At 72.0% G+C, this 19532-nt stretch carries 23 protein-coding genes and 1 pseudogene; 7 read left to right on the forward strand and 17 right to left on the reverse strand.

Going from position 1 to position 19532, the window contains the following annotated elements:
- Positions 1–56: 56 nt before the first annotated feature.
- Both ACFW2G_RS05385 and ACFW2G_RS05390 read right to left on the reverse strand, forming a co-directional pair.
- On the reverse strand, positions 57–482 hold the full coding sequence (locus tag ACFW2G_RS05385) for an IS5 family transposase (RefSeq protein ID WP_384581496.1): 426 nt from the start codon (positions 480–482) through the stop codon (positions 57–59).
- A gap of 99 nt (positions 483–581) precedes the next feature.
- Positions 582–782 carry a DUF5988 family protein gene (locus tag ACFW2G_RS05390; RefSeq protein WP_037918149.1) on the reverse strand — a complete coding sequence of 67 codons (201 nt, stop codon included), beginning with the start codon at positions 780–782 and terminating at the stop codon, positions 582–584.
- A 190-nt stretch (positions 783–972) separates the two neighbouring features.
- Here ACFW2G_RS05390 and ACFW2G_RS05395 point away from each other — a divergent pair, with 190 nt between their 5' ends.
- The 3 genes from ACFW2G_RS05395 to ACFW2G_RS05405 all read left to right on the forward strand — a co-directional run bounded on the left by ACFW2G_RS05395 (position 973) and on the right by ACFW2G_RS05405 (position 3962).
- Complete coding sequence (locus ACFW2G_RS05395; RefSeq protein ID WP_384581494.1) at positions 973–1521, forward strand: hypothetical protein; 549 nt, start codon at positions 973–975, stop codon at positions 1519–1521.
- 71 nt (positions 1522–1592) lie between these two features.
- On the forward strand, positions 1593–3416 hold the full coding sequence (locus ACFW2G_RS05400; protein WP_384581492.1) for a hypothetical protein: 1824 nt from the start codon (positions 1593–1595) through the stop codon (positions 3414–3416).
- Between the two features lie 45 nt (positions 3417–3461).
- Positions 3462–3962, forward strand: coding sequence for a metallophosphoesterase (locus ACFW2G_RS05405; RefSeq protein ID WP_384445110.1), 501 nt, complete (start codon positions 3462–3464; stop codon positions 3960–3962).
- 22 nt (positions 3963–3984) lie between these two features.
- On the opposite strand, the gene ACFW2G_RS05410 is transcribed toward ACFW2G_RS05405, so the two are convergent.
- From ACFW2G_RS05410 to ACFW2G_RS05440, 7 genes are all read right to left on the reverse strand, one after another.
- Positions 3985–4110, reverse strand: a complete 126-nt coding sequence (locus tag ACFW2G_RS05410; protein ID WP_384445108.1) for a hypothetical protein — start codon at positions 4108–4110, stop codon at positions 3985–3987.
- A gap of 165 nt (positions 4111–4275) precedes the next feature.
- Positions 4276–4950: a hypothetical protein gene (locus tag ACFW2G_RS05415; RefSeq protein ID WP_384445106.1), complete on the reverse strand. Its 675-nt coding sequence runs from the start codon at positions 4948–4950 to the stop codon at positions 4276–4278.
- Entirely contained in the window at positions 4947–5498 is a 552-nt protein-coding gene (locus tag ACFW2G_RS05420) for a DUF6114 domain-containing protein (protein WP_384445104.1), read from the reverse strand. Before ACFW2G_RS05420 ends, ACFW2G_RS05415 begins: the two co-directional genes overlap by 4 nt.
- Positions 5489–6118: a DUF6230 family protein gene (locus ACFW2G_RS05425; protein ID WP_384581488.1), complete on the reverse strand. Its 630-nt coding sequence runs from the start codon at positions 6116–6118 to the stop codon at positions 5489–5491. The genes ACFW2G_RS05420 and ACFW2G_RS05425 overlap by 10 nt, the downstream gene beginning before the upstream one ends.
- Positions 6119–6225: 107 nt before the next feature.
- Entirely contained in the window at positions 6226–6978 is a 753-nt protein-coding gene (locus tag ACFW2G_RS05430; RefSeq protein WP_384581486.1) for a MerR family transcriptional regulator, read from the reverse strand.
- A 28-nt stretch (positions 6979–7006) separates the two neighbouring features.
- Positions 7007–8191, reverse strand: a complete 1185-nt coding sequence (locus tag ACFW2G_RS05435) for a methyltransferase (RefSeq protein ID WP_384581503.1) — start codon at positions 8189–8191, stop codon at positions 7007–7009.
- 159 nt (positions 8192–8350) lie between these two features.
- On the reverse strand, positions 8351–8701 hold the full coding sequence (locus ACFW2G_RS05440; RefSeq protein WP_037916592.1) for a tetratricopeptide repeat protein: 351 nt from the start codon (positions 8699–8701) through the stop codon (positions 8351–8353).
- 104 nt (positions 8702–8805) lie between these two features.
- On the opposite strand from ACFW2G_RS05440, the gene ACFW2G_RS05445 reads away from it, so the two are divergent.
- Together ACFW2G_RS05445 and ACFW2G_RS05450 are read left to right on the forward strand one after the other, a co-directional pair.
- Complete coding sequence (locus tag ACFW2G_RS05445) at positions 8806–9771, forward strand: pirin family protein (protein ID WP_384445097.1); 966 nt, start codon at positions 8806–8808, stop codon at positions 9769–9771.
- A gap of 538 nt (positions 9772–10309) precedes the next feature.
- Positions 10310–10450: pseudogene (locus tag ACFW2G_RS05450) on the forward strand (IS5/IS1182 family transposase); the annotation flags it as partial.
- Between the two features lie 640 nt (positions 10451–11090).
- Here the strand turns inward: ACFW2G_RS05450 and ACFW2G_RS05455 are convergent.
- Positions 11091–12500, reverse strand: a complete 1410-nt coding sequence (locus tag ACFW2G_RS05455) for a PQQ-binding-like beta-propeller repeat protein (protein ID WP_384581484.1) — start codon at positions 12498–12500, stop codon at positions 11091–11093.
- Between the two features lie 178 nt (positions 12501–12678).
- A complete protein-coding gene (locus ACFW2G_RS05460) occupies positions 12679–12879 on the reverse strand; it encodes a hypothetical protein (protein WP_384445093.1) in 201 nt (66 codons plus the stop codon).
- Positions 12880–13298: 419 nt separating this feature from the next.
- Between ACFW2G_RS05460 and ACFW2G_RS05465 the strand changes: the two genes are divergently transcribed.
- Positions 13299–13730 (forward strand): VOC family protein, encoded by a 432-nt coding sequence (locus ACFW2G_RS05465; protein ID WP_384445091.1) that lies wholly within the window; start codon positions 13299–13301, stop codon positions 13728–13730.
- A gap of 423 nt (positions 13731–14153) precedes the next feature.
- Here the strand turns inward: ACFW2G_RS05465 and ACFW2G_RS05470 are convergent, their stop codons facing one another.
- Positions 14154–15011: a class I SAM-dependent methyltransferase gene (locus tag ACFW2G_RS05470; RefSeq protein ID WP_384581482.1), complete on the reverse strand. Its 858-nt coding sequence runs from the start codon at positions 15009–15011 to the stop codon at positions 14154–14156.
- A 115-nt stretch (positions 15012–15126) separates the two neighbouring features.
- Between ACFW2G_RS05470 and ACFW2G_RS05475 the strand changes: the two genes are divergently transcribed.
- The gene (locus tag ACFW2G_RS05475) at positions 15127–15741 is read left to right on the forward strand and encodes a TetR/AcrR family transcriptional regulator (RefSeq protein WP_384445087.1); all 615 of its coding nucleotides are present in this window, start codon (positions 15127–15129) and stop codon (positions 15739–15741) included.
- 8 nt (positions 15742–15749) lie between these two features.
- Here the strand turns inward: ACFW2G_RS05475 and ACFW2G_RS05480 are convergent, their stop codons facing one another.
- From ACFW2G_RS05480 to ACFW2G_RS05500, 5 genes are all read right to left on the reverse strand, one after another.
- The gene (locus ACFW2G_RS05480; protein ID WP_384581480.1) at positions 15750–16487 is read right to left on the reverse strand and encodes a hypothetical protein; all 738 of its coding nucleotides are present in this window, start codon (positions 16485–16487) and stop codon (positions 15750–15752) included.
- Positions 16488–16681: 194 nt separating this feature from the next.
- Entirely contained in the window at positions 16682–17101 is a 420-nt protein-coding gene (locus ACFW2G_RS05485) for a hypothetical protein (RefSeq protein ID WP_384581478.1), read from the reverse strand.
- A gap of 99 nt (positions 17102–17200) precedes the next feature.
- On the reverse strand, positions 17201–18097 hold the full coding sequence (locus ACFW2G_RS05490; protein WP_384445081.1) for a F510_1955 family glycosylhydrolase: 897 nt from the start codon (positions 18095–18097) through the stop codon (positions 17201–17203).
- A gap of 90 nt (positions 18098–18187) precedes the next feature.
- A complete protein-coding gene (locus ACFW2G_RS05495; RefSeq protein WP_384581476.1) occupies positions 18188–18823 on the reverse strand; it encodes a DUF305 domain-containing protein in 636 nt (211 codons plus the stop codon).
- A gap of 79 nt (positions 18824–18902) precedes the next feature.
- The gene (locus ACFW2G_RS05500) at positions 18903–19349 is read right to left on the reverse strand and encodes a DUF6153 family protein (protein ID WP_384445077.1); all 447 of its coding nucleotides are present in this window, start codon (positions 19347–19349) and stop codon (positions 18903–18905) included.
- Between the last annotated feature and the right edge of the window lie 183 nt (positions 19350–19532).

The following is a 19532-nucleotide window of genomic DNA, read 5'->3' on the forward strand; positions in this document are numbered from 1 at the left end:
GATCACCACAGACAGGGGCTTCTGCCCTTGCTCGACGGCGAGGTGGATCTTACTGGTCAGGCCGCCCCGGGACCGCCCGAGGCCGTGGTCGGCCGACTCGACGAAGACACCACCGGGCGGCTCCTTTTGGAGATCCCCCTTTTCGCCGCCCCGGCGGCGTGCTGGTGGGCCCGGCAGACGGTGGAGTCGACGTTGACCTCCCAGGTGATCAGGCCCTTCGCGTCCGCCTCGGCCTGGAGCCGGGTCAGGATCGCGGCCCAGGTTCCGTCCCGCTGCCAGCGTCGGAACAGGTCGTAGACCCGATCCCAGGGGCCATAGCGCTCGGGCACGTCACGCCACGGGGCGCCGGTGCGGGTCCGCCACCGTATGCCGTCTATCAGCTGCCGCCGCGTCCACACCTGCGGCCGGCCCGGCTTGATGCCCTGCGGCAGCAACGGCTCAAGCCGGGCCCACTGGCCATTCGTCAGATCTCCACGTCCCACAAGACGTGATCATGAACGAACAAGATCCACTTTCGCAACAGACCCTAGTGCGGTGAGGTCCCTGCCGTGCCCCGGGTGTCCGGGGCGCGGTTTTCGGTCTTATTCGGCGATCTCCGTGCGTTCCCACCACTCGTAGACCGGGATCGGTCCCGCGGGGCCTTCCTGCGTACGCGAGGTGATCCTGAAGTGCTCGTAGCCGCCGCGGTGCGCAATTTTCAGGTCTTCTCCGGGAGGGGCTGCCTCGACGACCCGGTCCAGCAGGTCGTCCGGGCCGCCCTCCAGGGCTGCCTTGTTCGCCATGCCCCCAGTGTTGCCTGCGGGCGGGCCCGCCCGCATCAGGAAGGCCGCCATCGGGAGGATTGGCCGGGCAGGCCCGTCATCGGTTCCGACGGGCCGTCACGTGGCGCGAACCAGCAGTACACGGGTGATCGAAATTAGGTTAGCCTCACCTTAGTTACGCTGGTTCCTCTGTTTGGAAGGTGCTCCCACGATGCGCGCTGCCTACGCCGCCTCCCTGCCCCGCACCGCCGCCCGCGCGGCCGTCGCCGCCTCCGCCGCCGTCGCCCTCGCCGTCGGCGCGGCCGGTTCCGCCGCGGCCGCCACCGCGACGCGCACGGTCACCGACGGTTCGGCCACCTACCGCCTCAGCGTCACGGCGCCGTCCTCCGCCGCCGCGGCCGGGCAGAACGTCACCGTCACCGGCAGCGGTTTTAACACCGGCAAGGGCATATACGTCGGGCTCTGCGCGGTGAACGGCGCGCAGGGCGCGAGCAAGCCCACCCCCTGTCTGGGCGGTTCGGACCAGTCCGGCACCACCGGCGCCTCGCACTGGGTCAACGACACCTTCGGTGGCACCCTCGCCAACACCTCCACGTACGGTCCGGGCGGCTCCTTCAGCGTCACCCTCCACGTCAAGGCCGACCTGGGCGGCGGCCGGATCTGCGGCGAGACGGTCGAATGCGCCGTCGTCACGCGCGCCGACCACTTCGACTCCTCGAACCGCAGGTACGACGTCCACGTCCGGATGTCCTTCAACTGACGCGACTGCACGCCCTGTTCAGGCCGTTCCCCGGTCCGCCGCACCCCGGCCCGCCCGTCGACGAGGAAGCCGTGACACCCCGACACCCCCTCACCCCCGGCCGCGCCGGCACCGTATCCGCGGCGCTCGTGCTCGTGCTCCTGCTCGCCCCGGCCGCCGCCGCCGGCGGCCCCGTCCCGGCGGCCGGGGGTGAGGGGGACGGGGCGCCGGCGGGCACCGTCGTGTACCGGACCACCGCACAGTTCACAACGGCCGGCCGGGTTCGTGACCTGCTCCTGCACCCCGACTCGAAGAAACTGTACGCCGGTTCGGACGACCTGCCCGAGACCGCCGAGGTCGACGAGAGCGGCCTGCACGTTCTGGAACCCGCCGACGGCACCGTCCTCAGCACGGTCGGCCGGGCCCCGGGCCCCACCGGCACCCTCGGCCGGCGGTCCGTCCGGCAGCTCGTCGTACCGCTGCCCGGTGACGGCGCGGTCTTCGTCTACCCGCTGCGCGGCATCGGCACGGCCCAGGACGGGGACGCCGCCGCGGCGGGGGCATGGGTGCCGGGCAGACCCGTCACGGACGCCGCCCCGGGGCCCGTGTCCTCGACGGTGCTGGTGGCGCAGGGCCCCGTACTGTCGGAGGTCGACATCGCCACGGCGGCCGTCAAACGCTCCCTCACCCTGGAGGGCGGCGAGCGGTTCGCGTACGACCGGGCGCGCGGCACCGTATGGTTCGCCGACTTCGGCAACCGCCGGATGTACCGCGTGGACGTCGCCGCCTTCACGGTCGCGGCGACCGTCGCACTCCCTGCGGGCGACGGCTTCGGGGGCTTCATCGAGGTCGACCCCGAGACCGGCGCCGTATGGGTCGGACTGGACACCTCCGTCGTCGTCCACGACGCGGCCGGAGAGCGGATCGGCACCGTCGAGGGCGCCGGCGCCGACGTGCCCCGGGCGGCTGGCTTCGACGCCGTCACACACGAGGCCTTCGTGGTGTGGCAGGACACCGGGGATGCCTCCCAGCCGGGCAGCGACGGCGACGGCGCGCTCACCGTCCACCGCACCCGGGACCCCGGCCGGGCCACGGGCACCGTCGCACTGCCGGGGAACCACGTCCAGTTGGGCAGTGCGGCCGTCGCTGTCCGGCCCGGCGCCGCCACCGTGTTCGTGTCGGACCCGGCCGCCGGACGGATCACCCGGCTGGACCGCTCGACGCCACCCAGGGTCACCCGGAGCCCCGAGGACCGGACCGTCGCAGCGGGGACCGAGGTCACACTCACCGCCCAGGCCGAGGGGACCCCGGCCCCGGCCGTCGTCTGGCAGACCAGCACGGACGGGGGCCGGACCTGGCAGGCCGTGCCGGGAGCGACGTCCACCCGGTACTCCTTCAGGGCCGCCGCAGCCGACGACGGCCGCCGCCACCGCGCGGAGTTCGCCAACGACGCGGGCGTCAGCCGCACCGCCCCGGCCACGCTCACCGTCACCGGCGCGGACACCACGACGGGCGGCGGCACCGCGCCCGCGACCGGGGACGCGGCGGGCGGCACCGACGGCTCGGCGACGCCGGCAGGACCCGGCGGCTCGGAGTCCGCCATCGGCGGGGTCGGTACGGCAGACACGGCCGGTACGAGCGGTACGGCCGCGGCCTCGGTCGGCGGCGCGTCCGGCACCCCGGGCGGCGGTACGGACGGTGCTACGGGCGGTGGTACGGGCGGTGGTACGGGCGCCACCTCCGCAGGCGGTGCGCTCGCCTCCACCGGGACGGCCGTGGCCCCGCTCGCCGGCGGTGCGCTCGCGCTCGCCGCGGCCGGCTGGGGGCTGGTACGCCACACCCGGAGGGCGCGCCGCCCCGGCTGGGGCGGCGCCACAAGGAGGGTGGGGAACGACGGGGCCGGTCCGCACCGTTGAACGGTCGACCACATGCACCGGCCGGGGACCCAGGAGGCACCGCACGTGATCGTGATCGCCCACCTCAGCGACGTCCACCTCGACGGCGACCGGCGAGCGGCCGACCGCACCCGCCCCGTCATGGAGTACCTCGACGGCCTGCCCCACGACCTGGACGCCGTACTGGTGAGCGGGGACATAGCCGACCACGGGGAGGAAGCGGAGTACGAGGAGGCCGCCAAACTGCTGCGCTCGCGACACCCCCTGGTGATCTGTCCCGGCAACCACGACGAGCGCGCCGCATTCCGTCGGGGACTGCTCGGGGAGGAGGCTCCGTCCGCGCTGCCCGTCGACCAAGTGCTGCGCGGCGACCGATTTGTGCTCGCCGCCTGCGACTCCTCCGTCCCGGGCGCGCACCACGGCTTCCTGGCGGAGTCGACGCTGGCCTGGCTGGACCGCGTCCTGGCAGACACCCCACGGGGAACCCCGGTGCTGGTCGCCTTCCACGTGCTGGGTGACGACGGCGGGCTGACGACCCACTACAGGGTGGTCGTGGACCGTCGGTAGCCGGGGGCCTCGCGGGCCCGCGTCAGCAGGCCCGGGGCGACCGGGCGGCCTGGCCGGGGATCGTGGCCGGGCGGGCGCCGGAGAAGAGGCCGTGGACGCCGTGGCGGTCCGAGCGCGCTGCGGCCGGCGGGGCGGTGCTCTGCGGCATGCCGTCGTCCCGCCCGCGGTCCGCACGGTCCGGTGATGCGGTTTCGCGGCACGGCCACCGCCCCGGAAGCGCCGAACGGCAGGCGGGGTCAACGTAGGAGCCGACCGGGCCCGGAGCCGACCGGGCCGGCCCGGTCTGGACCCGCCTGCCGTCGTAGCGGTCGGATCAGGGGCTGACGGTGATCCCCTGGGTCGGGTCGGTGACGTCGGAGACCTTGTAGACCGCGTTGAAGACAGAGGCGGTCGCGCTCGTCGGGCAGCCGAACCCGCCGGTGACCTTGACCGGCACGGAGGCATGGGTGAAGGTCAGGCTCGACGGGCTGCCGTTGGCCCAGGTGCCGGCGACGCTGGCCGCGGCCGTGGGAGCCGCCGTGACCGTACAGGAGGCGAGCCCGGTCGTCCTGAGGACCAGTCCGCCGGTCGGAACGGTCATGGTGGCGGTGATCGGTGAGCCGTCCTGCATGGACACCGTCCAGGCACCGCTGGTGGTGACCGTCGGGGTCACCCCGGGCATGCTGGAGGTGCAGGAGCCGTACGTCGGAGGCGAGATCGGCGAGGACACCGCCCCGGCCGGGTTGCTGTTGCCGGGGGCGGCCGGCACCGTGCCGGTGGAGACGGAGACCGTGCAGGTCACCGTCACCGAACCGGCCTTGAGGGTGGCCTTCCCGCTGAGGACGGCCTTGAAGTCGTGGCCGGCCGGGGTCACCGTGGTCGACCCGGCCACGGCCACGGGAGCGGGGGCGGGGGCGGGAGTGGGGGCGGCGGAGGCGGTGACGGAGGCGAGCGCCAAGGCTCCGGTGGCGGCCGTCCCGAGGGCGAGCGCGGTGCGCGTGCGGCTCATGGCTGTGCTCCTTGGGGATCGGGGTGCGGGGTGCGGGGCGGGGGAGGGGGTGCGCTCCGAGGCGGGGCCGGAGGTGTGGCAGGGGAGGCGAGCGGGGCCTGCTCCGTGGTCGGGGCCTGCTCCGGGGCCGGGAGCGGTGAACGGTCCGGGGCCCGGCCCGGATCCGCCGACCGCGCCGCGCCCCCGGCGCGCTGGACGGCGTACGGCTGCCAGGCGAACATCAGGCCGCCGCCGAGGATGCCGAGGAGCGTGCCGATCAGGAACCCGCCCAGGTTCGACAGGACCAGGGCGGCGGTGGCGATCAGGGTGGTGAGGACACCCGCGAGGGCGCGCTGGGGCGGCGAGAACCAGGCGGTGAGGCCGAGCACCACCATCACGATGCCCATCAGGACGGACGGGATCCCCGCAACCCCCTGCTGGAGCATGATCTTCAACGGTGCCAGCGGAAGGACGCAGATCCACGCCCCGGCCAGAATCGCGAACAGCCCGCCCCAGAACGGCCTGCCGCGTCGCCACCGGCGCCACCGCTGACGGCGGCTCAGAAGCATTCCTTCTTGCCCTTGCTGACGTTCATGCTGAGGCCGGAGAGCTTGAAGGTGCCGGCGTTCGTCGCCCACGCCGTCTGCTGGAGACCGGTGATGCGGACCGTGTCGGCCTGTTGGGCGAAGAGGTCCTGCATGCCCTGCGCGTCGGCCGGTCCCTTGTCGAGGGTGGAGGCGTCCCGCCCGATCTCGATGTTGCTGAAGACGGCGTCACCGGCGAGCTGGGTCGCGTCGACGAAGAGGTTGCTCGCCTCCACCGGAGTCTTCCGGCCCGCCGTGAGGTTGAGCGAGATGTCTCCGATCACCGGGAGCGTGGTGACCACGGACTGGCAGAGGTTGTTGAGCTTCGCTTCCCGGATGGCGGTCACGGCCACCGGGATGAGTTCGTCACGGGCATTGACGTCGACGCTGCCGTACTGGGCGAATCCCTCGCCCTCCAGGCTGCTCGCCGACACCTTGAACTGCTGTCCCGACACGGCGAACGAGGCGGCCAACGCGCCCTGGGCGAGGGCGATGCCGAGGCCCGCGGTCACCGCGGCGGCGGGGACGGTCAGGACGGCGAACCGGCGCCAGCGGACCCGGCCGGAATCGCTGTGATCGTCGGATAAATGGGAGGAATCGGTCATGAGATCGTCCCTTATTTCGGCTGTGCACCGTTGTTACCGACGAGTTGAATGTAAGAGTGCCAATGGTGGTTGGCAAGGTTGTGCGAGCGCACCCTTTGAGTCGACTCCTACTGCTCCGTACGCAGCAGTTCGGCGACCTCCGCGTCCACCCGCCGGGCCATCGCCCGGGAGAACTCCGTGGCCACGACCTCGCCCGCCACCGGCCGCAGAGCCGTCACGGCCGCCGTGACGTGCTGGAGCCGGGCGGCCGAAAACGGCTCCAGTCCCTCCGGGCCGATCACGTGCCGCCGGAACAGTCCGACGAACCGGTCCGCGAGGGCGGCCGCCTGCGCCTGGACGAACTCGCCCGCGTCCAGGATCTCCGTCAGCGGCACCCCCTGCCGCACCAGCGCCAGTGTCGCCTCCAGCAGCCGCCGGCTCGGGTACGTGATCAGGTCCCCGTCGACGGTGACGTAGCCGAGCTCCGCGGCCCGCCGGGTGTCCTCGGCGGTGGCCGTCGGGCCGAACAGCTCGCGCAGTTCGGCCCGGCTCATCGTCACCGGTTCCTCCTGCACCCAGTCGCGGGTCATCTCCCGCTCCAGGCCCAGCAGTTGTGACAGGCCGCCGCCGTCCTCCCACGCCTTCAGCAGCTCCGCGATGCCGTTGACCGTGTAGCCGCGTCCCAGCAGGTCGCTGATCAGGCGCAGCCGGGTCAGGTGGTCGTCGGAGTACCAGGCGATCCGGCCCTCCCGGCGCGGCGGCGGGAGCAGCCCGCGCTCCTGGTAGTAGCGCAGGTTGCGCACCTTGACGCCGGCTGCCCGCGCCACGTCCTCCCGGCGGTAGCGCCCGCCACCGCTTCCATCCCCCACCTGGCTGTTCACGCGCCAGAGTGTAGGGCGTACCGGCAGGTCACACAGGGCGTCGACGATCCTGCTTGACCGCCCGCAGCACCACGAACCTCGGCTCGCTCGCCACGACTTCGCTGTTGCCGAAGAGCCGGCGCAGGTGGGTGTGGTAGCCCATGTGCCGGTTGGCGACGACCCACAGCTCGCCGTGCGGCCGCAGCACCTTGCGGGACTGGGCGAACATGCGCAGCGCCGTCGCGTCGGTCGTGGCCTGGTGGGAGTGGAAGGGCGGGTTGCACAGGATCAGGTCGACCGAGCCCGGGTCCAGCATGGCCACGCCGTCGCCCACGAGGAAGTCGGCCCGCTCACGCTCGCGGTGCACATTGGCCCGGAACGTGGCCTTCGCCGAGGCCACCGCCTGGTACGACTCGTCGGTGAACACGACCTCCGCGCGCGGGTCCGCCACGGCGACGGCGGTGCCGACGATGCCGTTGCCGCAGCCCAGGTCCACGACCCGGGCGCCGTTGGTGTTGGTCGGGATGCTCTGCAGGAAGAAGCGCGTCCCGACGTCGAGCCGGTCCGCGCAGAAGATCCCGGCATGGTTCACGGCGGTCAGCCCGGCGCCGGAGCCCGCGTCGCCGTCCAGCTGGTACGTCACCGGCCACGGGTCGTCGCCCCGCGTCGCGGCGGCGCCGGGGGTGCAGAAGATCAGGCGGGCCTTCTTCTCGGCGAGCGAGGTCCTGGTCGGGCCGAGGATCTTCTCGAAGAGGTTCAGCGTGGAGGTGTGGATCTCCTTGACCATGCCGGTGCCCACGACGACGGTGCCCGCGTGCACGTGCGGCGCCAGCCGGTACAGCTGGTCCTCCAGCAGCGCCAGGCTCTTGGGCACCCGGACGAGGAGTACGTCGATCCGCTCGGGCGGCGGGTCCTGCGTGGTCAGCAGCCGCACCGTGGACTTGGCGGTGCCGATCCCGGCCCGGTCCAGGTTCGCCGCGGTACCGGCCCGGGAGAGGTAGGAGTCCGTGATCTGCGTCGGGCGGTACGCGGCCAGTGCCGTGGTCAGCGCCCCCCAGCGGTCGCCGAGGATGGTGATCTGCCCGGCCCCGGCCAAGTCCACCGGACCGCGTTCCCCCGTACCGGAGTCGAGGTGGCGCAGCAGGTATTCGTCGGCGGCGTCCCAGGCGCGGAGCCGGTCGCGCGGGTCCTCGGGGAAGCGGGTGAGCTCGTAGGAGCCGAAAGGCGTGGTCAGACGGTTCATCGTGCCCCCAGGCTAACCGAGACGGCCGCCCGGCCCCGCACACACGGGCCGGGCGGCCGCGGCGGCGGGACGCCCGGGACGCCCGGGACGCCCGCGGAGCCCGGATAGCCTGCCCTGCTCCGGGAACCCGCCCTCCCGGGGGAGCCAGCCCTACTCGGGGAACTCGCCGGCCATCGCGGCGGCCATCCGCAGGTGGGGGCGGGCCTCGCCGGTCCTGCCCAGGCGTTCCAGGGTGCGGCCGAGCATGAGCCGGGCGTAGTCCTCCACGGGCCAGCGCTCCAGCACGGCACGCAGCTCGCGCTCGGCGCGGGAGAGCTGGGCGGAGTGGTAGAAGGCCCGGGCCAGCAGCAGCCGGGGAGCAAGCTGCTCGGGAGCCTCGTCCGCCAGCGGCTCCAGGATCCGGGCGGCCGTCGCGTATTCCCGGGCGTCGAAGAAGAGCTGGGCGCGCGCCCAGCGCTCGGCTGCCGTCCCGTGCTCGTAGTACTCCGTCGGCGCCTTCATCGCGTTCCTTCCGCCGTTCGGGTGGTTCGTCCGCTGCCTGCAACACGGCCGACGGCCGGAGCATTCCACTCAACACCCCCGCCCCTCGGAGCTAGGTTGTGCCCATGAGCAATCTCGATCGCCAGCCCGCTCTCTCCGCCTGCGGCGGCCGCGGCTTCGTCGTGGCCGAACCGGTGCGCGAGCTCCTCAGCCCGCGCACGGTCAAGCTCGGTGAGTCCACCGAAGTCCGCCGACTCCTGCCCAACCTGGGCCGCCGCATGGTGGGCGCCTGGTGCTTCGTGGACCACTACGGTCCGGACGACATCGCCGACGAGCCCGGCATGCAGGTGGCGCCGCATCCGCACGCCGGACTCCAGACGGTCAGCTGGCTCCACGAGGGCGAGGTACTGCACCGCGACAGCGTCGGCAGCCTGGAGACGATCCGCCCGCGCGAGCTCGGCCTGATGACCTCCGGCCGGGGCATCAGCCACTCCGAGGAGAGCCCGCGCCCGCACGCCCGCTTCCTGCACGGCGCCCAGCTGTGGGTGGCCCTGCCCGATGCCCACCGCAACGTGGAACCGCACTTCCAGCACCACGCGGACCTGCCCCGGGTGACGGCCCCGGGCCTGACGGCGACCGTCATCCTCGGCACCCTGGACACGGCGACCTCACCCGGCACGGCGTACACCCCGATCGTGGGCGCGGACCTGACCCTGACGGCGGGCGCCGAGACCCGCCTCCCCCTCGACCCGGACTTCGAGTACACCGTCCTGTCGATGTCAGGCGAAGCCCACGTGGACGGCGTCCCGGTGCTCCCGGGCTCGATGCTCTACCTCGGCTGCGGCCGCACGGAACTCCCCTTGCGCGCGGCCTCGGACGCGGGCCTGATGCTCCTGGGCGGCGAGCCGTTCGAGGAGGAGATCGTGATGTTCTGGAACTGGATCGGACGGTCCCACGAGGAGATCGCGCAGGCCCGCGAAGACTGGATGAACGGGTCCCGATTCGGTGAGGTGAAGGGCTACGACGGCCCTCCGATTCCGTCCCCGGAACTGCCTCCTACCCACCTGAAGCCCAGGGGAAGGGTTCGTTGACCTGCTATTTTACGCGGTTGAAGGCTGGGGGTGGCTTTCGCGCCCAGCCCTCCGCTTCTCCTGTTGGACGAGAAGCTCCCGGGCATGTTCAGACAGTCGCCGGTGCCGGTGGCCGAGTTTTATCTGTAGCAGGCTGTAATCAACTTTGCTCAGACGAAGGCTGACCTTTTGCTGACTTTGCTGACGAGTAGTTAGATCTGCTCGCGGGTCGCACCCAGTCCCCGTGTCCGCAGCGGTCGGCGGGATCTGTCATTGCGGCGTCGGAGCCTGAGATTTTGTCGGCGGAGCAGCCAAGGGCTGCCATCCGTCACTGGGGTGCGTGCGTGGGCGCGTTCCAGTCCCTTGTGGACAGGTGACAACAGCCTCGCTGGTCCGGTCTCGACCGAGAGGTGGACCTGGAGGCCTGTGCTCGTGGAACTCGACCAGCTTGGCGAGGGGCCATCGCCGCGCGCGGGGAGCCGACGGCGGTGGAGGCGACCCAGGCGCGATCGGTTCCTGACAATCGGGGGACCATCCCCGCGGGTGGGACGGCGGGACCATCCACGCGTCCGGGCTGAGCCCGCGCCAGTTCGGCAAGCTGATCACCGCTCTGCGGCGTGAGGGTGTGGACCCGGTACGCACAGGCCGGCCCTGGAGCCTGCCGTTGGAGGACCGCGTGCTCCTGGTCGCCGCGTACTTCGCGTAGACGGATGCGGTGTCGAGAATCGCTGAGGTCCAATCCAGCTCGCCCGTGGCACCGAATTCGTCCAACACCGCCCGGTGCAGTTGCCGCCACAGACCGGCCTTGGTCCACGTCGTGAACCGGTGATGCGCGGTGGCGGGCGAGGTGCCGAACGTCGGCGGCAGGCAGCGTCAGACGCAACCGCTGTTCAGCACGTAGACCATCGCCGTGACAACCTTCCGGTCCGCCACCGGCGCTTCCCGCGCAAGATCCACAGCCATGACGGACGATCTCACGAGCACGGTCGGATGGCCGAGCCACCACGTTAGACCGCCTCTCAACGGCCACGGAAACAGCGCCCATCCATGGTGACCAAAGAGAAAGGGGCACCCCGCCACCCCTGCGGCACCTGACCTGCGGGCGGTCGACGTGAGGGAGAAACCGTCCGGTAACCAGCCAGGTCCAGGGGCGGGCGGGCTGTCCAGGCCCGGTACGCCCGAAGCCGCCAGCGAAGTGGCGGTTGGCTCTCCGCAGTCACGTCCGACCCGCCCCCGCCCCAGTGCGGGCGCAGCCCCGCATTTCGAGCGGGCCGGCACGCGGCCGAGGCGAGGTCCCCGGCCGGGGCTGGGCGTGGGAGGGGAGGGGGTCGGGCTTCGGGTCACCAGGGGCGGTAGGCCGCGAAGGGACGCACTCCGTCGCCCGACTGGACGGCGATGACCAGGTCGTCGTGGACGATCAGGTCGGCGACGGGCTTGTCGTGGTCGACGTCCTGCGAGTAGCTGCGCCGGTCCTTCTTCTCTCCGGTGGCGGCGTCGAAGACGTACAGTCCCTCTTTCCTCGACTGCTTGAGGCCACGGTCGACCAGGACCGTCACCCGGTCACCGACGGCCCGCAGCGCGAGCCCCTCGTCCTGGTGGTGCAGGACTGTGCGCCACAGTTCATGGCCACCGGCCAGATCGAAGGCGACGACCTGATCGCACCCGCTCTTCCCGCACCGGACCTCGGTGACGGCATAGAGCCGTCCGTCGTCCACAGTCACCCGTGCCGGCTCGTACTGGAGGATCTTCCCGGCGTCGCCGTCGAACTCGACGCGCCCCCCGGGACGACCGTCGGGGCTGAACGCGAGGTAAGCCCGCAGCCCGCCTGTCTGTACCGCCGCGACCCGTACGACCGGCGGGTCGGCGGCGACGAACGTCACATCGGCCCCCAGGTCGACCGAACGCCGGTCCAGGGGCACCATCCACCGCTCCTTCCCGTCAGCCGGGTCGAAAGCGGCAAGCCTGAGTTCCGTGCGCCCACAGACAAGGACAGCGACGACCTGCCGCGCAGCGGCGGCGACGCGGTGCGGGACGCATCCCTCGGCAACCGCAGCCTTCCAACGCGGGACGCCGGTCCGCAGGTCGAAGGCGCGCAGAGCCTGGTCACCGCGCAGCACACGGCGATACTCAGACGGCTCGTACCGCCAGTCGTCGTCCACGTCACGCAGAACGGCGAGACCGCCGCCGGTCGCGATGAGATCAACCTCGGCGGTCAGCTCACCGCTCCCGGGCGCGCGGCGGGTGTGCCACAGTTCCCGGCCATTGGAGAGGTCGAGGGCGCTGACGGTGGCGCACCCCCCGTTTTGTTCGGCCTCATCGTCGGCATCCGCCTTTCCCCTCTCGCCATGGGCGAGCAGGGCGACGGAGCCGTCGGCCGCCTTGCTGACGGCGCAGATCTCATCCCGGCCCGGTACGGCGTACTCCCAGCGCCGCTGCCCCGATCCGGCGTCGAAGGCGGTGACAGCGTCATACCTGCTACGGACGACGGTGTCGCCCACGAGCCAGTCGCCGTTGCCGTACGCGGCAGCACTACGGTCGACCGGGGCCTGCCAGGCAAGCTCCATCGAGTCACCGGGCAGCAGACCCATGTCGGAGAGGATGCCGCCGGCGATGGCACCGGCACCGCCCACGACCACCAGCGTGCCCACCACGGCGGCCACCCACTTCCGCCTGCGGCGCCCGAGGCGGCGCGCGGGAACCACGTCCGCCACAGCCTCCCCATCAGCGCCCGCGCCCGTACCCGTCGACATGTGGTCCCCACCCCTCGCCGCACTTCAAAGGCGCCCAGCGTACGGGATCGGTGATCACCCACACCCTCGGGAGTGCCGAGTCTTACTGATCGTTTCAGATCGAGGTTCGGCGGCGGAGGCGTAGGACGCTGCAGGCCAGTTCAAGCAGGCCCTGACGAGCGGTCGTGAAGAGCATGTCTCACGTGGCGAGTTTCGCGAGCTTCTTGTAGCAGGTCAGGGCTGCGGCGAGGCCGAGGAAGGCGAGGAAGCGGGAGCTCTTTCGCTCGTACCGGACGGTGATCCGGCGGTAGTTGAAGAGCCAGCCGATCCTCCTTCTGCTCGGGCACTGTCGAAGACGGAGCGGAAGAACTGCTGCCAGCTGGCCGAACCCGCTGGACACGTCTGGCCGCGCCCGATGCGGCGAATGCTCCTCGCAGGAGGCCGCGCAGGCCTTGGTTGCGGACGCGGTGGCCACCGCCCGCCTGGCGGACGAGCAGGGCGTGTTCACGGACGCCTCTGCGCACATCGTCGTGGTCGGCGCGTCCTGACCGCCGTTGGTCTCCCCGGACGGTGGGGAGACCGACTCGCGAGGTCGGATCGACAGGCAGCGCCTGTCTCGGCGCCCGTTGACCGGGAGCGCCGCGCCAGCCCCTGATCCGTCGTGATGCCGTTCAGGAGGGGGATGATGGTCGGGTGGGCCTAGGTCCACGGCCAGGGTTTGGTGCGGCAAGGATGCGGTTGCGGGTGTGGAGGCCTTCTTCGCCCACCGTGGACCTCCCGACGTGGGGAGATGAGCAGGGCCCCTGTTATCGTGCGCCGATGTCAATGATCAAACAGTTCCAAGTGACCTTCGACTGTGCGGAGCCTGCGCGCCTCGCCGCCTTCTGGTGCGAGGTGCTGGGGTACGTCGTACCGGCGGTCCCGGAGGGCTTTGGCACGTGGGAGGAGTACCACCACACGCTGCCGCCAGAGGACGAGGTCTACTTCGCGTGCACTGATCCCTCGGGTGCGGGCCCGCGGTTGCTCTTCCAGCGAGTTCCCGAGGGCAAGGTCGGCAAGAACCGGGTGCATCTCGATGTGCGGGTCGGCGTCGGGCTCGTGGGTGAGGAGCGCCTGGCCACACTTGAGGCCGAATGCGGGCGGCTGATGGCGCTCGGCGCGCAACACGTGCTGACGCAGCGCGCCGATGGCGTCAACGAGTCCTGCATCACGATGCAGGACATCGAGGGCAACGAGTTCTGCCTCACCTGATGCTCCTCCGGGAGCGCGAGGCGGCGGAGCCGTCTGCGGCCTGGGGGCATATCGGCTGCCCCGATATGCCCCCAGGCCGGTCCCCCGTGGACTCCTCAGGTCCCGCATGCGGCGGGAGTCGTCCTGTGAGGGCGAGGCCGTGGAGACGGACACGCCGTGCGTCGCGTGTCAACCGCGTCACCGGGAAGGCGGAGGCCGCGGACGAAGGTGTCGTCACCGCCCGCGCCCCCGAGCCGCTGCGGGCTGCCGCCGGTGATTCCCGGGTCGGTGCCACCCCTGGGGCCCGTGACCCTTCGGGCTCAGCGTGCTGGAGGTCCAGCTCCACTCCTGCGTCCCCGACGCGATCGGGTCGTCGGAGCCGCCTCCCGGGCCATCGTCCGCATGGTCCACTCCTGAACGGCAACTGCCCGGTAGGGGCGGATGTCAGCTTCGTCCGACCCCGCTGGGTGTGGCGGTGACCAGCCAGGAACTGCTGCGCAGCCACACCGCCCCGTCCTCCTCGTGGGGGCGCAGGGTGTCCGCCAGTGCCTGGCGCGCCTCCGCCTGCTGCGGTGGGGGAACCTGGCTGAGCAGGTGGCGTCCTGGGCCGGAGTCCAGCAGGAACGCCGCGGCATCGGTCGCGGTGGTGCCCCAGTTGCCCGGCACCTCGATCCGCTGCACGTCGACTCCGGCGAATCCGCCCGCGGTGACCAGGGTGCGGATGCGGTCGGGGTCGGTGAGTGAGAACATGCCGGGCCGGCCGGGCCTGCCGAAGCCGCCGAGCGGGAGGAGGCCCTCCAGCGAGGCCAGTGCCTGGAGCCACTCGTTGGCCTCGGCTTCGGCGGCGCAGACGAAGGCCAGCCGGCCCTCGGGCCGCAGCGCGCGGTGGAGGTTGGCGAACGCGGTGACCGGGTCGGCGAAGAACGTCATGCCGTACCGGCTGATGACCGCGTCGAAGCCCTCGGCGTCGAAGGGGTGCACCTGGGCGTCGCCTTGAACGAAGGAGACGTTCTCCACGCCTTCGCGCCGGGCGCTCTCGCGGGCCCTCTCCAGCATGGGGCCGGACAGGTCCAGGCCGAGCGCGCGGCCCCGGGCGGCGCGTCGGGCCGCGAGGCGGGTGCTGCGCCCGGCCCCGCAGCCGATGTCCAGCACGTGATCGCCTGTCGTGATGGCCGCGGCGTCCAGGAGGGGCTGGTTGAAGCCGTTGTTGACGGCGTCCCAACGCTCCTGGCTGCGGGCCCACTGCTCGCCCTCGTAGCCGTTCCACGCCTCGGCCTGTGCGGTGTTGGCGAATCGACCCATGGGTGAACTCCGTCCCGCCGGGGCGCAGCGTGGCGTCCCGACCTAGTATGGGCAAGTGCCCAAACAGTATGGGCGATCGCCCGTACTTGCAACGGGCTTGATGGGAGGGGTTGTTGTGTCACCTCGTGGAGTGGCGATTCCAGACCTGCGCGAGCGGTTGTTCGCGGCGGCGGAGCGTGTGGTGGCGCGGGACGGCGCAGCGGGCCTCACGAGCCGGTCCGTCACCGTGGAAGCGGACTGCGGCAAGGGCGTCCTGCACGCGCACTTCGCAGGACTGGACGAGTTCGTCGCCGAGTTGGTCCTGGACCGGTTCGCGCGCAGCGCCCGACAAGCCGGGGCGCTGGACGAGAAGGTGGGGCAGGCCACGGTCGCGGAGAACCTCCGGAGCGTCGTTCTCGCCCTGCTCGATGCGCTACCTCCGGCGGTGGTGGGCCTGGCGCTCACGCGGCCGGCGGCGGCACTCCGGACCCGGGAAGGCTTTCGGGCCGGAGCACCTGCTTTCGACGCAATCCAGCACGCCTTCGTCGCGTACCTGCAGGCGGAGCAGCATGGTGGCCGGATCGCACCGGACGCCGACACTCCCACCATCGCGCTGGCGCTGGTCGGCACGATGCACCACCTGCTGATGACACGCGTTCCCGGCAGCGGGGAGGAGCCGGAAACGGTCGTCGGGCGGCTGCTGGCCGTGCTGCTGGGTGGCGCCGGGCAGCAGCCGCCGACGACGGCGTGACCTCGGGGTCAGTGCCCGTGCGCGTGCCCGTCGTCGCGTGACTGCCCGACCGACGAAGTGGCAGGAGCGCTGCGGGCCGGGGTTGCCGGCTCGGACTGCGGGGCGGGCTGCCCGCTGCTGGTCACGGTCGGCTCCTCGTCGTGGGTCTCGCTCTCATCGGCGCCGGTCCCGTGGCTGTGCCCGGCCGATTCCGGAGCCATGGAGGACGCGACGTAGCGCAGGCCGGTGAAGGCGGCGACGGCCGTGAGGAGGACGGCGAGCCCCGTCAGCCCGAAGATCCGCCGCCATGAGGCGTCCTCGTCCTTGATCACGAAGGCGATGAAGGAGAGCAGGATGCCGACGGGGACGAGGGTGGCGGCGCGGGTGGGGAAGTCCTCGAAGTGCTGAAGGCCGCCGCTGAGCATGCCGATGCCGAAGGAGAGCAGCAAGGAGGCGACCATGATGCCCGCCACCTGCCGGAACGTCGGCTTGCGACGGGTGAGCAGGAACTCGTTGAGGGCTGTCGCGGCGAGGAATACCAGGACGCCGTACAGGGCGATGCGGGTGTAGCGGGCGGGATCCAGTGGATGGTGGACGACGGCACCGCTGATCAGGCCGGCGCCGACGAAGTAGCCGACGTATCCGAGGTAGCGGGCCAGGAGCCTCTTTCGGCGGGAGCGGGCTTCGCGGATCTCGGTGCGGCCGGCCGACCGGGGGGTGGGGACGGCCGCGGCGGGGGCGCCGTCGGCGAGCTGGGCGGGTGTCATGGGAACTCCTTGCAGGTGTACGGGTGCAGCCCAGGCCGAATCGGCGACGGTCGCGTCGCAGTGGTAGGGGCAGGAGCGGCCACCGGAGGGCAGGCTGCACCGGCCCGGCCCCTGTTCGGGACGGGCAGAGTGACGTGCGTGTGGGCAGCATCGGCTCACCGACGGCCTACGGAGGCGCCGGGAGCGGGAGTGGTCTAGATGCGCAGGATCGCTGTTGTGCCCGGCGGGCGCGAGCAGCCCGGGGCAGGAGCCGTGCCCGGATACCGGTCCTGGGACGCGCCGAGCACCGAGGGCAGGATCCGCAGCAGGGCGTGCTCGGGGGGAGGGCTCAGCGTCGGCGGCTGCTGCGGCTGGCTGGTGGCGCACTCCTCCGCGGCGTGGGAGGCTCCGTGCCCGCCGCCGTGACGGTCGTCCGGGGCGCCTTCGGCGAGCACCGGATCGGCAGTGGGGGTGATGACGCCGGCGGCCGTGTCGGTGTGGCCGCGCACGCCGTCCGGGCTCACTCCGTGCGAGTAGAGGAAGGCGAACACGAGCAGGGCCACCAGCAGCACGCGCTGCGGGCCCGCGAGGATGCGGGTCCGCAGCGCGGAGGTACGGGGCCGGGCGGTGTTCACGTCGCGATCCTATCCACGGCCCCGTGGCGCCCTACCGGGCGGCCCCGGGAGGCTCCGTCCTCACTCCGATGGGTGATCTTGCAGCTGACTTTGGGCAGCTCAGTGGCTCGTCCCCGCGTGGTCCGGCCGGTGCACGGCGGTCCACGTGCGTCCGCCGTCCTTGGACTCGTAGACGGCGTCGTTCGTGTCGGCGGCCAGCAGGTGGGTGGGGCTTGCCGCGTTGAGTACGGCGGGCCGTACACCGCCCGGGAGGTGGCCGCGTTCGGTCCAGGAGCTGCCATCGCCACTGGCCACGACCGTGCCGTCGGCAGCGAGGGCGATCAACTGGTCCGGGGCGGGCCGTTCCACGGCTGTCAGGGCCGGTGCTCCTGGGACCGGCTCGAAGGTGGTGCCGCCGTCCGTGCTGTGGAGCAGGCCCTCGCGGGTGGTCGCCCACACCTCCTGGGGCGCCGCCGCGTGGGCGGCCAGGTCACCGGCTGGGAGCTTCGCGCGCCGGTCCCAGGTCGTGCCGCCGTCCTCGCTGGCCCAGATACGGGAGGTCTGGCTGTCGAGACCGTAGAGCATCGAGCCTGCCTGCTGGAGGGAGTGGAAGTCGGCCTCTCCGCCGGCGGAGACGGTGGTCCAGGTCTGCCCGGCGTCGGTGCTGCGGATCAGCCCCAGATGCGGCGAGGTGGCGGCGGGGTCGGTGGGGGAGGGGTGGCCGCTGGCGAGGAAGGTACGCGGGCCGACGACGGTGAACCCCATCGTGTCCTGGTAGCGGTCGGCGATCCGTACGGCGCCGGTGGGGCTGAGGCGGAAGACGCCCAGGTGTCCGGCGGCGTAGAGGCTGCCGTCGACGGGGTCCACGCCGAGACCGTGGAGGTGCCCCGTTCCGGGGTCGGGATCGCCGGCCCTGGTCGCGGTGGGCCGGGGGTCCGCGGTGGAGCAGGCGGTCAGAAGCAGGGCGACGCCCGTCGCGGCGGCCGCGAGCGCGGGTAGGCGAAAGCGGATGGTCATAGGTGATGTCCAGACAGTGTGAGAAGAGGCTGTTCGGCGGGGTGCGGGCAGCCGATGCCGGCTGCCCGCACCGAGACGTGCCGGACCGGGTCAGCTCTTGTTGCCGAGGAGGGTGTTCATCTGGGCGATCTCCGCGCTCTGGGAGGTGATGATCGCTCCGGCCATGTCCTTGGCGGGTCCGTACTTCCCGTCGGACTGTTCGGTCTTGGCCATGGCGACTGCGCCCTCGTGGTGCTCGACCATCATCTGGAGGAAGGCGGTGTCGAACGCCTTGCCGGACGAGGACTCCAGCTGCTTCATCTCCTGGGCCGACATCATGCCGGACATGTCGTGCCCATCGTGGCCCTCGCCTTCGGCAGGGACCTGCTCGCCCCAGGAGGTCAGCCAGCCGGACAAGGTCTTGATCTCCGGGTCCTGGGCCTTCTTGATCTCGGCGGCCAGCTTCTTCACCTCGGCCGCCTCGGCGCGGGTCGCGGCGAGGTCGGCCATCTCGACGGCCTGGCGGTGGTGGGGGATCATCCCCTGGGCGAACGCGACGTCGGCGGCGTTGTTCTCGCCCCGCTGCGCGGGGGCGGACGCTGACGCGGACGGCGCAGCGGGGCTGTTGCCGTTCTGGGCGGAACCGGTGTCGTCGCCGTTCCCACCGCAGGCGGCGAGGACGAGGGCGGCGGTGGCGGTCGCGGCCACAGCGGTGGCGCGGCGCGTCAGGGAACGCTTGGTGGTCATGGTGGTGCAACTCCTGCGGTGAAGGCACGCGCGGAGGGGCGTGCCGGGGTGTGGGCTGGTCCGAGAGCTCGGGGCCGCCCTATATGCGCAGGAGTTGCAGTTCGCTCAGTGACGGCGGCGCGCGTCCACCGGCGGCACCGTTCGCGTGGGTCCCGGGCCCCAGGGCCGGCGCGTCCGCGACCCCGCCGGGCCCGGCGGCCGGGAAGGAAAGGGTAGGGGCGCCCGCCGTGCCCGCGGCAGCACAGGTCGCATCCGCGTGCTGGGCGTGCCCGCCGCTTCCGTCGCCGGTCGACTCACCGGCATGCACAGCCGGGTCGTGATGCCTCACGGGCCCGCCGGCGGCAGGGATGCCGTGCGTGGGGGCCGCCTCGTGGGCGGCCGCGCACCCGGGTGGGGCGGCCGAAGCCGCCACGGCGCCGGGCCCCAGGCCGTGCATGGCCACGAGGCCGGTCAGTACGGCCAGGACCAGCAGGAGGCAAGAGCGCAGCCCGAGGGGCGTCCTCGCGCGCTTCGCCTGCTGATCCATAGCGGCATCGTAAGGGCCTTTCCGCAGAGCGCGAAGTCGGGGTCGGAATTCCGACCTTCCGAAAATACCCCTAGGGGTATGCAATCCTCTGTGTTGTCGGATGTGCCCAGGAGATGTACAGGTCTTTCCGGGGCAGCCGTGCCTGCCGTCCCTCCGCGTCGCGCGTGCGCGGGGGTCATGGGC

Origin of the sequence: Streptomyces sp. NPDC058880 (genome assembly GCF_042742535.1) — a bacterium.
Classification (GTDB): Bacteria; Actinomycetota; Actinomycetes; order Streptomycetales; family Streptomycetaceae; genus Streptomyces.